Annotated in this window: 11 protein-coding genes; 7 read left to right on the top strand and 4 right to left on the bottom strand. The window is 50.9% G+C overall.

What is annotated here, in order from left to right:
* Positions 1 to 135 precede the first annotated feature (135 nt).
* Complete coding sequence (locus tag BMZ51_RS00835; RefSeq protein ID WP_068009530.1) at positions 136 to 3,261, top strand: autotransporter outer membrane beta-barrel domain-containing protein; 3,126 nt, start codon at positions 136 to 138, stop codon at positions 3,259 to 3,261.
* Between the two features lie 127 nt (positions 3,262 to 3,388).
* On the opposite strand, the gene BMZ51_RS23750 is transcribed toward BMZ51_RS00835, so the two are convergent.
* Both BMZ51_RS23750 and BMZ51_RS00825 read right to left on the bottom strand, forming a co-directional pair.
* Positions 3,389 to 3,556: a DinB family protein gene (locus tag BMZ51_RS23750; RefSeq protein ID WP_082825706.1), complete on the bottom strand. Its 168-nt coding sequence runs from the start codon at positions 3,554 to 3,556 to the stop codon at positions 3,389 to 3,391.
* Positions 3,557 to 3,634: 78 nt separating this feature from the next.
* A complete protein-coding gene (locus BMZ51_RS00825; RefSeq protein ID WP_068009834.1) occupies positions 3,635 to 4,081 on the bottom strand; it encodes a DUF1801 domain-containing protein in 447 nt (148 codons plus the stop codon).
* A 146-nt stretch (positions 4,082 to 4,227) separates the two neighbouring features.
* Between BMZ51_RS00825 and BMZ51_RS00820 the strand changes: the two genes are divergently transcribed.
* Positions 4,228 to 5,637 (top strand): YfcC family protein, encoded by a 1,410-nt coding sequence (locus BMZ51_RS00820; RefSeq protein ID WP_068009532.1) that lies wholly within the window; start codon positions 4,228 to 4,230, stop codon positions 5,635 to 5,637.
* A gap of 100 nt (positions 5,638 to 5,737) precedes the next feature.
* On the opposite strand, the gene BMZ51_RS00815 is transcribed toward BMZ51_RS00820, so the two are convergent.
* On the bottom strand, positions 5,738 to 6,271 hold the full coding sequence (locus BMZ51_RS00815) for a DinB family protein (RefSeq protein WP_068009535.1): 534 nt from the start codon (positions 6,269 to 6,271) through the stop codon (positions 5,738 to 5,740).
* 491 nt (positions 6,272 to 6,762) lie between these two features.
* On the opposite strand from BMZ51_RS00815, the gene ndk reads away from it, so the two are divergent.
* The 3 genes from ndk (at position 6,763) to BMZ51_RS00800 (ending at position 8,801) form a co-directional block, all read left to right on the top strand.
* A complete protein-coding gene (gene ndk / locus BMZ51_RS00810; RefSeq protein WP_068009537.1) occupies positions 6,763 to 7,185 on the top strand; it encodes a nucleoside-diphosphate kinase in 423 nt (140 codons plus the stop codon).
* 221 nt (positions 7,186 to 7,406) lie between these two features.
* Positions 7,407 to 8,030, top strand: a complete 624-nt coding sequence (locus tag BMZ51_RS00805; RefSeq protein WP_208979205.1) for a TetR/AcrR family transcriptional regulator — start codon at positions 7,407 to 7,409, stop codon at positions 8,028 to 8,030.
* A 207-nt stretch (positions 8,031 to 8,237) separates the two neighbouring features.
* Entirely contained in the window at positions 8,238 to 8,801 is a 564-nt protein-coding gene (locus BMZ51_RS00800; protein ID WP_068009540.1) for a TetR/AcrR family transcriptional regulator, read from the top strand.
* Positions 8,802 to 8,810: 9 nt separating this feature from the next.
* Here the strand turns inward: BMZ51_RS00800 and BMZ51_RS00795 are convergent, their stop codons facing one another.
* Positions 8,811 to 9,425 (bottom strand): HAD family hydrolase, encoded by a 615-nt coding sequence (locus BMZ51_RS00795; RefSeq protein ID WP_208979204.1) that lies wholly within the window; start codon positions 9,423 to 9,425, stop codon positions 8,811 to 8,813.
* Positions 9,426 to 9,753: 328 nt separating this feature from the next.
* Between BMZ51_RS00795 and BMZ51_RS00790 the strand changes: the two genes are divergently transcribed.
* Both BMZ51_RS00790 and BMZ51_RS00785 read left to right on the top strand, forming a co-directional pair.
* Positions 9,754 to 11,847, top strand: a complete 2,094-nt coding sequence (locus tag BMZ51_RS00790) for a molybdopterin-containing oxidoreductase family protein (RefSeq protein ID WP_068009542.1) — start codon at positions 9,754 to 9,756, stop codon at positions 11,845 to 11,847.
* Between the two features lie 163 nt (positions 11,848 to 12,010).
* Positions 12,011 to 12,925: a DMT family transporter gene (locus tag BMZ51_RS00785; protein ID WP_068009543.1), complete on the top strand. Its 915-nt coding sequence runs from the start codon at positions 12,011 to 12,013 to the stop codon at positions 12,923 to 12,925.
* Positions 12,926 to 13,022 lie beyond the last annotated feature (97 nt).

The following is a 13,022-nucleotide window of genomic DNA, read 5'->3' as shown; positions in this document are numbered from 1 at the left end:
CTGAATTGAAATTATGTATCATAACAAGTCGGGTCAATCGCAGATAGCAGCAGATTTATACCAGTATATATTGATAGCAATTTAAAGTTGCATTAAATTGTTGCAATATAGATTCTTTACAAGTGGTATTTTATAATGACAATTAGTATTTTAGAGCAAAGTGCTTATTTTCAAGAAAAGGCACAATCCCTTCTCTCCAAGACGGCGATTGTCGGAAGTCTAGCAGCGCTTTCCCTCATCAGTGTTCCTGCCGCATTCGCAGCAGATGGCCTCCTCTTTGTCGATGAAGATACCCAACTCAGCGAAGTTCAGGAAAGTTTCGGCGGTGTAGTCGCTGTTGGCGCTCCCGGGGGGGCCACGCTAACAATCGAAAACGGAAGTATCGTTGATGCTGAGGTAATCGGAGCGGGATTTACTGGAGAACCCGATTTTGGAATTCCTGCGGGCGATCAGGGGGCAATTGTTGTAACCGGTGAAGAGACAGAGGCCTCAGCAACAGGAATTTACCTGGGCGTCGGTGGAGAAGGCACACTTTCAGTACTGAACGGCGGGACCGTGAGTGCTGAATTGGTCGTTCTGGGGACATTGGATGGTGGAAGCGGAACGATAAACGTTGAGGGCGAAAACTCTCTTTTGCAAACTTTGGAAACCTATATAGGTGAAGAGACAGGAACCTCAGGACAGGTATCCGTTTCCGATGGCGGGACACTTTTTTCCGGTCTTCTGTCCGTTGGTAGTGATGGCGGAGACGGCTCTTTTTCAATTTCGAATGGCGGTCAGGCGGCAACAATTACCGGCATTGTGGGAGAGGGTAATGGTTCAACCGGCGTAGTGACCATTTCTGGCGAGGGGTCCAGCTGGGACCTCGTAAGTGTTTCTGATGCGGAAGAGATCGCTGGTATCCCTCAAGGTACATTATTTCCAGGTGGTTTCGACGGCGACCCAGGTATCCTGATAGTTGGGATGTTTGAGGGAGCGACAGGAACAGTTAATATCACTGACGGCGGCAGTGTAAGCTCAATAAAGGGTTTTGTTGGTGGCCATGCATCCTATGCCTCAGGTGAAGGAGGAACAGGGGTAGTTAACGTCTCGGGGGAAAACTCCAGATGGGATAACTCAAATGTTCTGGTCGTAGGTACCAGCGGCAACGGGAGCTTGAATATCAAAGATGGCGGCACTGTTACCGCACTTGCCTCAGCGATTGGAGACGAAGAAGGTGCGACCGGCGCTGTTTCAGTTACTGGGGATGGAGCAAACCTGACAATATCTGATGAGTTCGTCGTTGGATACAATGGGCAAGGTTCTCTGACAGTAAATAAAGGCGGCACTGTTACAGCGTCTTATGCGGTAATTGGCGGTAATAAGAATTCATCAGGATCCGTCTCTGTTAGTGGGACAGAAACAAGCCTGTTAGCATCTGATTATCTTTTGGTCGGCTATGAAGGTCAAGGTTCTCTGACGATTAGTGATGGGGCTGTGGTTTCTGTTCAGGACGGGGAAGGTACTGTCTATTTAGCTGACATGGAAGACTCCACAGGGACCATCAATATTGGCGCGGCTAAAGGTGAAGAAGCAGTTGCAGCTGGCTATCTGGAGGCTGCTGCAGTGCAGTTCGGAGAAGGTGAAGGCCTTCTCGTATTCAACCACACCAACGAAGACTATCTCTTCGACACATCACTAACCGGTTTGAATGTCGCTTTTGAGTTTATCTCAGGAGAAACCATCCTTGGCGGTGACAACAGCGATGTGGAAGCTTCCGTTGAAGCGGGTTCGACCCTATCCGTAAACGGAACACTGGGTGATATTGAGGTCCTTGAAGATGGTATTCTGGGCGGCTCAGGGACGGTTAAATCTATTGATGTTCAAAGCGGTGGCCGTGTAGCCCCAGGAAACTCCATCGGTACCCTAACTGTGACTGGTAATACCGGTTTCAGTGACAATACTTTCTACGATGTTGAAATAGATGAAGCGGGCAATAGTGATAAGCTTGATGTAACGGGCGCTGTTACAATCGCCAATAATGTTGAGGTAAATGTTACTCCAGAGGACGGCAATACCGGAAGTATCGATTATATCGATGGTTCTCAATATACGATTATTGAGGCAGCTGGCGGTGTTATCGGTACATTTTCAAGTGTTGTCGATAACCTCTACTTCTTTGATACATCCTTGTCTTACGATGCAAATAGCGTCTATCTGGATTTAGCGCGAAACAGTCTTACGTTTGTAAACGCTGCTCAAACGTCAAACCAGCGCGCTGTTGGTGGTAGTCTAAATGGAATTGGGGCTGGCCCGCTTAATGCGGCTGTTCTGGGGCTGTCTTCTGGAGAAATCGGAGACGCTTATGATCAGCTCTCCGGTGATATCTACGCGTCTGTGAACAATATCCTGCTTGAAGATAGCCGCTTTCTGCGTTCTGCAGTGCTCGAAGAAAGCAACACTGGCGGTCGTCTGTTCTGGGGTAAAGCGTACGGTGCTTGGGGTAGTTGGGACAGTGATGGAAACGCTGCAGGTGTTGATCGAAACGCTGGTGGTCTGATCGTCGGTATTGATACGCACCTGACCGAGACCCTCAGTGCAGGCTTGACAGCAGGCTACGGCCATACCTCCATTGATGATGATAGTGTATCTTCTGCATCAGTCGATTCATACCATATTGGAGTGTATGGTGCTGGCAGCTTTGGTGATGCAAGCCTGAAGGCAGGTCTGACTTATTCGTATAACCAGATTGACAGTGAGCGAGATGTTCGCTTCGGAAGCCTCTCTGAGGACCTGTCTGCGAACTACAATGCAGGGACTTTCCAAGTCTTTACAGAAGCCGGTTATGATCTCGATACTTCCTTTGCAACGCTGACCCCATTTGCAGGTCTAGCTTATGTGAATGTTAACAGTGATGGTTTTAGTGAAAGCGGCGGCGATGCTGTTTTGGCAGTCAACTCCGCTTCGGATGGTACTGCTATCACTAACCTTGGCTTGCGCATTAACAAAGCCTTTGATCTGTCAGGTGCTAACGTTGCAGTGAGCGGCTCGATAGCCTGGCAGCGCATATATGGAAATAGCTTTACCTCAGATAACGCTTTTACTGGTGGGAATAGCTTCTCTGTAAGCGGAGTTCCTACTAATCAGGACAGCGCGGTTATGAATGCTGGTGTGTCTATGATGTTCTCTGAAAATACTCAGATCAGCCTTTCCTATGATGCGTTGCTTTCCAGCGATGTTCAGGATCAGAGTGTGAAGGCAGTGTTGAAGGCGCAGTTCTGATAAGACTGGTCTGCTTTGAAAAGGAAAAACCGCCGGGTAGCAATCGCCGGCGGTTTCTTTATAGGTATCTACTCGCCGCTTTTGTTGGGGGCGACCTCTCAGGAGCATCGCAAGAAGGCATCGGTCTTCAGCTAGTCAAGCGCACTGCACGTGACGTTATGGCGTATGTCATCCAATGACTGGTCTCGAGCTGGAAGTAGATCTTGTCCAGCGCCGCCGGGCTGCGACTCAGCTGGGTCAACATGGCGTGAATTTGACCGCGGTGATGGGTCTGGTGGTTGAAGAAGTGGAACAATGCCGCGCCAAGAGGCTGCTGCCTGACAGCTCATAATCGCATACCCGTCAATATTTGCGCAGCACTGGTTGGTTTGGGCTAAGAGCTTTTATTTCCCCCATACCTGAACGCCTCAGCCACAAAGTGTTCAACTGCATCATGCGGATAATCTCCATCCGAAGGGATCCACAAACACCGATTTCCCTCAAAGGAGAGCACATCGCCATAAAGCGTGCGCATGTCGGCGATGAGCGTTGTCTGGCAGTGAACGAACAGCCCGACCCGATTGCCAAACTTGGGCTTCCAATGCAGGCGCACGCTCGTGCCGCCGTGTTTGGGTAAAGGACGGTAGGACGGCTCTCCCCATTTCAAGGTCTCGGTGAAAGAGGAAGGGCCAAAGAGGTGCTGGGCGCAGTCAATAATCAAAGAACGCAGCTCCAGCAGGCGCGTGCGTTTGTCCTCAGGATAAGCACTAAAGGTGGCAGCAACATCCTTTGGAAGAGAAGCCCCATCAACCTCCACAATGATCTTTTTTGAAGACCCCATCAAACCACCCCCAAAAATACAGCCGGATACAACGGAGGAAGCCGCTTTGTTCTCCCCTTTAATAGGGGAGTGCCAAACAGAAGAATTCGCAGCTTTAATCAAACGCACCGTAAAGGACGGTCATCACCATCATTCGGGCGCCTCTCATGTCAAAATCCAGATTCCCCACCGCGTTTACAATTCTGTTCACGCTAACGATTCTGGTTGCAATAGCAACCTGGTTCATACCGGCGGGCACATATGATCGCACGCTGAACGCGGAGCTGGGCACGTCAGTGCCAGTGCCAGGCAGCTATCATGAAGTGGCAAGAAACCCTCAAGGCCCCATAGACGTTCTCATGGCGCCGATCGCCGGCCTCTATAACCCCAAGACCGGACAGGCCAATGCCATCAATGTCGCCGTCTTTGTCCTGGTCATCGGCGGCTATCTCATGGTGGTAAAGCGTACCGGAGCAATAGATGCCGGAATAGCTCGTGTCATGCTGGCGCTAAAAGGGCGGGAAAGATTGATGATCCCCATCTTGATGGCCCTGTTCGCTTTAGGGGGTACAGTTGATGGCATGGCAGAGGAAACGCTGGCGTTCTATGCCCTTGTGATCTCCATCATGATCCGGGCAGGGTACGATTCTCTCACTGGCGTCGCCGTGATCATGCTAGGTGCGGGCATGGGGGCGCTGGGCTCAACCATCAACCCCTTCGCCACAGCCATAGCCTCAGAGGCGGCAGGCATCCTGTTTACCAGGGGCATCGGCCTAAGGCTTATGATACTTGCGGTAGGCTGGAGCTTTTGTGTGTTCTGGGTCATGCGCTACGCTGCCAAGGTCAAAGCGGATCACTCCAAGTCACTTATTGCAGATATGCAAAAAGACAACGAAAAACACTTTCTGCGTGGTGTGAGCATAGATGAACTGCCGGAGTTCACACACACACACGCCAGAGTGCTGGTCATCTTTGCAGGCTCATTCGCCATGCTGGTCTATGGGGTGTCCGCGCTGGGCTGGTGGATGGCCGAAATGTCGACCCTGTTTCTCGGTTCATCCATCTTGATTGCCTTCATCACCCGTATGGGAGAGCACGCCTATATAGACAACTTCCTTGATGGTGCGAAGGATCTTCTGGGCGTTGCGCTCATCATCGGTGTGGCGCGCGGCATTGTTGTGGTCATGAACGCAGGCTTAATTACCGATACGGTGCTCCACTGGTCAGAGCAAGCCCTGAGCGGACTGAGCAAAGTCGCTTTCATCAACGTGGTTTTTTGGCTGGAGCTTATGCTGTCGTTCTTTGTCCCATCCTCATCGGGACTGGCCGTCCTCTCCATGCCCATCATAGCTCCGCTTGCAGGTTTTTCGGATGTAGGGGCGGAGTTTGTCGTCACTGCCTTTCAATCAGCCATCGGGTTGTTGAACCTGTTCAACCCAACTTTTGCCGTGGTTATGGGCGGTCTAGCGATTGGGCGCGTGCCCTATCAAAAATGGCTGCACTTCTGCATGCCGCTGGTGATCATGCTGTTTGTGCTGATCACGCTGGCGCTCTCCGTGAGTGTCCACTTGAGCTAAAAAAAAGCAGTTTGCCTTTTCAATGAAAACAGCAAACTGCTTTGGGTCTAGCGTTCAGTGAGAGACAAGAGGCCTTCCACGGAACCTGAGACAGGATCGATCAGGCGGTAATCATATCTGCTTCTTTTGCCATCCAGTGGCCGGTCTCACGTTGGAAGTAGATCATATCCAGTGCCGCTGGGCTGCGACCCAGTTGGGTCAACATGGCGTGAACTTGACCGCGGTGATGGGTCTGGTGGTTGAAGAAGTGGAACAATGCCGCGCCAAGGGGCTGCTGCATGACCAATGGCTTGCGTACGGTGCGATAGATAATGGTGCGCAGGAAGTCTTTTTCCTGCATCTGGTCAATAACCGAGCAGATACGGGTATCAAGTAGCGCACGTTTTTCTCTCAAGGTCGCAAAATCACCGGTCATTTGCTCATCAAGGCTGTCAATCGGGTCACCCTGACCGGAAAACCGGTAGAGCCATACCTTATCAGCCACGAGCTGGTGATCCATGGTGCCGTGAATGGAATGGAAGTAGACACCAAGATCGCGATGATACTCATCTGAAGTAATCGCGTCGCATTCTTTGAGCAACAGATTATTCGCCCATTGATTATAGGCGGCATACATTTCAAATGCTGCTTTCATAGGGGTATCCTCTTGCATGTTTGTGCTTGGAATAATGCCCGTTTTTGGTGCTCTGTAAATTGATGTACCTCAAATCACAGGGCATGTAAGGGGGAGACCAGTCGTCGCAACTCCCGATAAACGCTCGTGATGAAGTTGCTTAATGCGTTGCAATTGCTTTGTTATTTCAGGAGCTAGTATTTTGCGTCACTCTGTCACGTGTGTGCTTTTATGAAAGCAGGGCGAACAATAGCCTCTCAATTCTGCCTTAACGTGAATTCGCGGCAGTATTTACAGGTAGTTTAGGGGCAGGATCAGAAGAAGAACGCCTTGTTTTTGTACGATTTTGAGGCGGAACAACGTGGGAATACGGATATATCCTCTTGCTTTTTAAGGGGGAGATTAAGTATACCTCGCGCGAACCTTTGTGATGCGCGTTTGTGCGCCACAGGATAAAGATTTTTAAAAGAGAGCTGCCCGTTGCAAGCTCATAGAAACTGCAGGTAATAACGATGGCGATTGAACGCACGTTTTCCATGATCAAACCAGATGCAACCAAGCGCAACCTGACCGGTGCTATCACCGCGAAGCTGGAAGAAGCTGGCCTTCGCGTTGTTGCATCCAAGCGCGTATGGATGTCCCTGAAGCAGGCTGAAGGCTTTTACGCTGTGCATGCAGAGCGTCCATTCTTTGGCGAACTGACTGAATTCATGTCTTCAGGCCCAACCATCGTTCAGGTTCTTGAAGGCGAAAACGCTGTTCTCAAAAACCGCGAAGTTATGGGTGCAACTAACCCAGCTGACGCTGCTGAAGGCACAATCCGTAAGGAATTCGCACTGTCCATCGGCGAAAACTCCGTACACGGTTCTGATGCTGCTGAAACTGCTGCTGAAGAAATGGCTTACTGGTTCTCCGGCACCGAAATCGTAGGCTAATCCAGCCCCACGGTTTTCGCTGGACGCTAGAACTTAAAACCCGCATGCTGCGTTCTGCAACAGGCGGGTTTTTTGTATAAAAGGCGTAAACTAAATGCGCTGGGCAGCCCTTTACAAGATATGAAAGAAACCAGCCAAGACGCAAAGCAGGCCTTCGTTGCTCGTTTTCCATAGCGCAAGAACGAGATTGCTGGTCCCCTAGCGCAACGTATACTGGCTGCATGTCTTCCCTCGACCCCATTCAAAGCGGTGAGCTTTCCCCAAAACTTGAGACAGCGCTGGATTCCTGCGTGAAGGTCCTCATGCTGGAAGGTTTCCGGCACGCAACGCTGAAAGACCTTGCCCAGGCAAGCGGAAGCTCTAAGGAATTCATCGAGGTCCACTTTGCCACGAAAGAGCAATTTTGCGCGGCCGCCTTGCACTGGTACTTTTCCAAGTTTTACCGCCAACTGCGTTCCGTCCTTGCTCTGCATTCAGAGATCTACCCGGCTGTAGAGGCTATGCTCTACGAGTTCATCGAATTGTCCAGAGAGCAATATGTGGCTGGAACTGCACTGCGCTTCCATACACTCATGGACATTGCAGGCCTTGATCCGGATCTGTCGAAGGAATTGCAGAAGATGAAGCGTGAAGGTATGGAGCACTTCATCTCTAAATTCACCCAATGTAAGGATGAACTCAAGGACGAGCAGGACGCCAAGCCACTTGCGCAGTTTTATATGACCGTCTTTGAGGGTATCTCCATCATGGTACAACATGGCATGCCCCCTGAGGATCTGTACAAGATGGCAGGTTTCAGCTTGGAAGTGCTTGCCAACCACCGGGTTAAGGGGCACAGCTTCTAAACGTATCAGCAGTCGTTCGCGTAAAAGCGCGTGCCGATTGCCAAGCGAACTCTGGGCGCGATCTACATTAAATTCTCCCAAATTGCTTAAATCATTCTTTTGCATTGCGGTGGTTTCGATTTGCAGCTGATCTGACGGGCTACTATTTTAGATTGACGCTTTTTCCCGTCTTACAAAGACACGCAGCCGCATTGGAATGGTAGGTACTTGGTAATCGATAATATTCACTATCAGCCGGTTTTGGATGCAGCTCTTGAGTTGTTTCTGAAGAAGGGCTACGCCAGAACGACTATGGATGACATCAGTGTCAAAAGCGGAGTGAGAACGGGCAGTATCTATCGTTCCTTCAAACGAAAGGCCGATATCGCGGCAGCTTTGTGGGGGCAGGCGGTCGCTGGCTGGAGCAAGGAAGTACGCGATACACCGCAAGAACAAAGCGCAGAGGATGCCATCAAGGCCTCTGTGAACGGGTTGCTGCGATGGGGGAGCGCAAACCCTGAACTGTTTCGTTTGTTTGAGGAGTTGAAGGTAAGAGCGCAGAGCGAATCTGACTTTGATTGCATCAAGCAACAAATTCATAAGGTTCATCTACAGGGAGAAGCTTTGTATGCCACCTGGGAAGTTCAGGGAGTGGTTAAACTGATTCCCTGGGCTGTCGCATCCGCACTCATTGTCGGGCCAGCCTACACGCTCCTTAGTACGCAGCGTTATGTTTCTGATGAAGACCGGGAGTGTCTGGTTAATATGGCGTGGGAGGCAGTTAAGAAGTAGCTGTCGCGCTCAGCGGGGCTCAAGTGCACCGATAACCTGCTTGCGGGTGGAGGGGGTAAAGTGCAAAGCCCGCCAACCCATCGTCTGCGCTGCATCGATGTTCTCCTTATGATCATCAACCAGAAGCATCCTGTCGGCACGCACCCCTAATGAACTCGTAATATGCATGAAGAACTCGGCGTTGGGCTTGGCGATGCCCATTCTGCCAGAGGAGAAAACAGCATCGACACGCTTTTTGTACTGCATTTGTTCTTCTATATATCGCGTACGCCGCGCGCCATTATTGGTCGCGATCACCTGACGTACTGCAGTATGAGAGAGCTTGTCCATAAGAGCGCGCAATTCTAAATCCGGGTGGGCATCGCGTTCAAACCAAGAAAGCAGAAATGCGTCGAGATCTCCTTGATAGCCGGTCTTCTGCGCCCACCGGGAGAGCAGCGTCTTTAAGTCAGCGCGTCCAAGCAGAACATCACTATAATCATCGGTGAACATTTCACGTGCAAAGGTTCTCCATGAAATGCCAAAGTCCTTTTCAAACCTTTTCACCCAGACAAATGGGTCAGTGACATTGTTGCGGTTAAGAACGCCGTCAAAGTCCCATGCAATTACGTCGATACCCTGCAATATGAGGCTCCTTCGGCCTGTAAAGCCTGACTGATCCTGCACTGGAGGCGCGCGCTCCTGCTATAGGGGAGGTCTACCAGTCCCGGCCTGAATGAAAGCACCTTCAAGAAACCACCAAAGCGCGAATTTTTTACTCCTGCTTTCTTGACAATTTACATATTTACGCTGATCTGTTTGTGCAGTGAGAACACGTCTGGAACGCAAGAGCATTTCGGCAAAGGATCGCCTTTGGTGCTTTGATTAAGAAACGCGCCAAACAACAATTCAGAGCGTTGTGCGGGAAGATACCTGAACGCAACAACCTCAACAGGTATTGAGTACGCCGAGCATGACAAAACCCGAAAAGCCACAACGCTTTGCCTCCGCATGTCCCCATGATTGCCCATCAACGTGTGCAGTTGAGGTAGAGGTACATGCAGATGGACGCATTGGCCGTATTCATGGTGCGCGGGATAATGAGTACACCGCCGGAGTTATTTGCGCGAAAGTTGCCCGTTATGCAGAACGTCTCCACCACCCAGAGCGTTTGACCAAGCCACTGCGCCGTACAGGACCAAAAGGGTCAAACCAGTTTGAAGAGATCAGCTGGAATGCGGCACTAGAGGAAATCACTGAAAAGTTTCTTGAGGCAGAAAAACGCCATGGCCCGCAAAGCGTCTGGCCATATTTCTTTGCCGGCACAATGGGCCTTGTTCAGCGCGACAGCATCAACCGCTTGCGAAATGCCAAAAGTTACTCAGGCATGTACCAGACCTTTTGTACCAATATGGCCTGGACTGGTTATATAGCGGGTACTGGTAAGCTCGCTGGGCCGGACCCACGCGAAATGGCTCTTGCGGACGCTGTAGTTATCTGGGGAACGAACCCCGTGGCGACACAGGTCAACGTTATGACCCACGCTATTAAGGCGCGCAAAAAGCGCAAAGCAAAGATTGTTGTCATTGACGTCTATCAGACAGAGACAATGAAGCAGGCAGACATAGGCCTTGTGTTGAAGCCCGGCTCTGATGCTGCACTTGCCTGCGCGGTTATGCATGTTCTGTTCCGCGATGGGTATGCAGACCGTGAGTACATGGAAAAATACGCAGATGCGCCTGCGCAGCTCGAAGACCACCTGAAGACCCGTAGCCCGCAATGGGCCAGCAAGATCACCGGTCTGAGTGTTGAGCAGATTGAAGAGCTGGCAAAGCTGATTGGAGAGACAAAGAAAACCTTCTTCCGTCTGGGTTATGGCTTTACCCGTCAGCGCAACGGTGTGGTTTCCATGCATGCGGCAAGCTGTATTGCTGTTGTTGGAGGTCACTACCAATACGAAGGCGGCGGTGCGTTTCATAACAACGGGGCCATCTTCGGCCTCAATATGGCGATGGTCGAAGCCCACTCGCTTGCTGACAATGAAATCCGTAAGCTGGATATGTCTCAGGTCGGACGTGTGCTCACAGGTGATAAAGAAGCACTTATGGACGGCCCTCCAGTCACCGCCATGCTTATTCAAAACACCAATCCGGTTTCTGTGGCACCAGAACAGACTCTTGTGAAAGAAGGCTTTGCCCGTGAAGACCTGTTCACAGTAGTTCACGAGCAATTCATGACAGAGACCGCCATGATGGCTGATATCGTGCTCCCAGCAACCCAATTTCTGGAACACGACGACATCTATAAAGGGGGCGGACACCAGAACATCCTTTTTGGTCCCAAACTTGTTGAAGCGCCAGGCGAAGCCAAACCGAACCTATGGGTTTTAAACGAGCTGATTGAACGCCTTGGCGGCACTGCCCATGAAGGTCACAAAATGACCGCTCGGGAGCATATCGACTGGATGCTCAAGAACTCCAAATACTCTGGCGGATTGCAGGAGCTTGAAGAAAAGCGCTGGCTTGATTGTCAGCCCGATTTTGAAGAAGCCCACTACCTCAATGGCTTTGGCTATGAAGACGGCAAGTTTCGTTTCAAACCTGACTGGGCAAACATTCCTGCGCCCAACAATGGTCCCATGGGGTCCTGGCAAGACATGCCGGTGCTTCCAGACCACTGGGATGTCAACGAAATGCCGACATCGGACTACCCATTTCGTCTGGTTACATCACCTGCGCGCTCGTTCCTCAATTCAACCTTTACACAAACAGAAAGCTCTGTGAAGAAGGAAGGTCGTCCCACAGCTATGTTGCACACTCTCGACGCTGCAGCGCTGGGCGTGGAGGAGGGCGATGCGATTGTGCTGTCTAACCACCGTGGTGACGTCTACCTTCATGCGTGCGTTGGCGACCGGCCACAACAAGGTACCATTGTTGCAGAGGGTATCTGGCCCAACGCTGCTCATGAGAATGGAAACGGCATCAACACGCTCACAAGCGCAGACCAGACAGCCCCCTTCGGCGGCGCGGCTTTCCACGACATTCGTGTGGCAGTACGCAAGGTATAGGGCGAGACAAACCAACGGGAAATGACCGGCCCGTCATCATGAATATGGGCTCACTGCAATGCGCTTATGAGGGAACCAGCGCAGTGTAGTGAGCTTAATCACCCAGTTGACAAAAACGCGGTGCCCCGCCCAATCTTCTTTTAAGTTGATGGGGGACACTTAAATGCAAAGCCAACCACAAGCCAGTGGGTACACCGACAATCTGCCCTTGGCGGTATCGGTCATTACGCTCTCAGTCCTGGCACTTTCCCTAAGTGATGCTCTGGTCAAATTAATGAGCGGACAGTTTGTCATCTGGCAAATCTTTGTCTTGCGCTCACTCTTGGTTCTGCCTGTTCTATTTTTGTTCTTGAAACTGAAAAATCCAGCATTATTGAGTGTTCCCACTGCGTTGGGTTGGGTTGCCCTGCGCAGTTTGATGCTTGTTGGCATGTGGATCGCCTACTATCTCGCGTTGCCTAACCTCAATTTGTCCGTTGCCGCCGCGGCTTACTACACACTGCCGATTTTCATCATCCTGTTTTCAGCTGTTATCACGAAAGACAGAATTTGCTTTCTTGGCTGGGTCGCCGTGCTGATTGGTTTTTGTGGCGTATTGCTCATTCTTCAGCCAAGGGCGGGCGATTTCAACATGTACACATTGTTGCCGCTTCTATCAGCCGTGCTCTATGCGTGTGCGATGATCCTGACCCGCACGAAATGCCGGTCGGTCCATCCTCTTATGCTCTCAGTTGCGCTCAATATTTCATTTGTGGTGGTCGGTTCACTCGTGGCCCTGTCTCTTTTGTTGATTGCGCCAGAACAACGCATCGGCTTCTTGCTCTCCCCATGGACCAAAATGGCGGTGGCAGAATGGGTGTTGATGGCAATGCTTGCAGTGGCGATCCTTATCGGAAGTGTCGGCGCTGCGACAGCCTATCAAAAAGGCCCCCCTTCAGTGATTGGGATTTTCGATTTTACCTATGTCGGTTTTGCGCTTGTTTGGAGCCTTGTCTTTTTCGCAGAAGTCCCAAGCCCAGCATCAATGGCCGGGATTATGTTGATAGTGGCAGCGGGGATAATGTCACTTCGGCAATGACAGTTAACACAGTGAGCAAGCGATGCTTCAAGCGCTTGACCCAACGCTTGGCGTGTGGCGCATGCCAGCACCTTGGCGTTTGCGCCCATGAAGAAAT

The organism is Pseudovibrio axinellae, assembly GCF_900110875.1.
Lineage (GTDB): Bacteria > Pseudomonadota > Alphaproteobacteria > Rhizobiales > Stappiaceae > Pseudovibrio > Pseudovibrio axinellae.
This window is presented reverse-complemented; position numbering and strand designations above follow the sequence as displayed.

Coding starts and splice junctions, on each gene's coding strand:
- BMZ51_RS00835 (WP_068009530.1), top strand. CDS start 136: ATGACAATTAGTATTTTAGAGCAAAGTGCTTATTTTCAAGAAAAGGCA.
- BMZ51_RS00825 (WP_068009834.1), bottom strand. CDS start 4,081: ATGGGGTCTTCAAAAAAGATCATTGTGGAGGTTGATGGGGCTTCTCTT.
- BMZ51_RS00820 (WP_068009532.1), top strand. CDS start 4,228: ATGTCAAAATCCAGATTCCCCACCGCGTTTACAATTCTGTTCACGCTA.
- BMZ51_RS00815 (WP_068009535.1), bottom strand. CDS start 6,271: ATGAAAGCAGCATTTGAAATGTATGCCGCCTATAATCAATGGGCGAAT.
- ndk (WP_068009537.1), top strand. CDS start 6,763: ATGGCGATTGAACGCACGTTTTCCATGATCAAACCAGATGCAACCAAG.
- BMZ51_RS00805 (WP_208979205.1), top strand. CDS start 7,407: ATGTCTTCCCTCGACCCCATTCAAAGCGGTGAGCTTTCCCCAAAACTT.
- BMZ51_RS00790 (WP_068009542.1), top strand. CDS start 9,754: ATGACAAAACCCGAAAAGCCACAACGCTTTGCCTCCGCATGTCCCCAT.
- BMZ51_RS00785 (WP_068009543.1), top strand. CDS start 12,011: ATGCAAAGCCAACCACAAGCCAGTGGGTACACCGACAATCTGCCCTTG.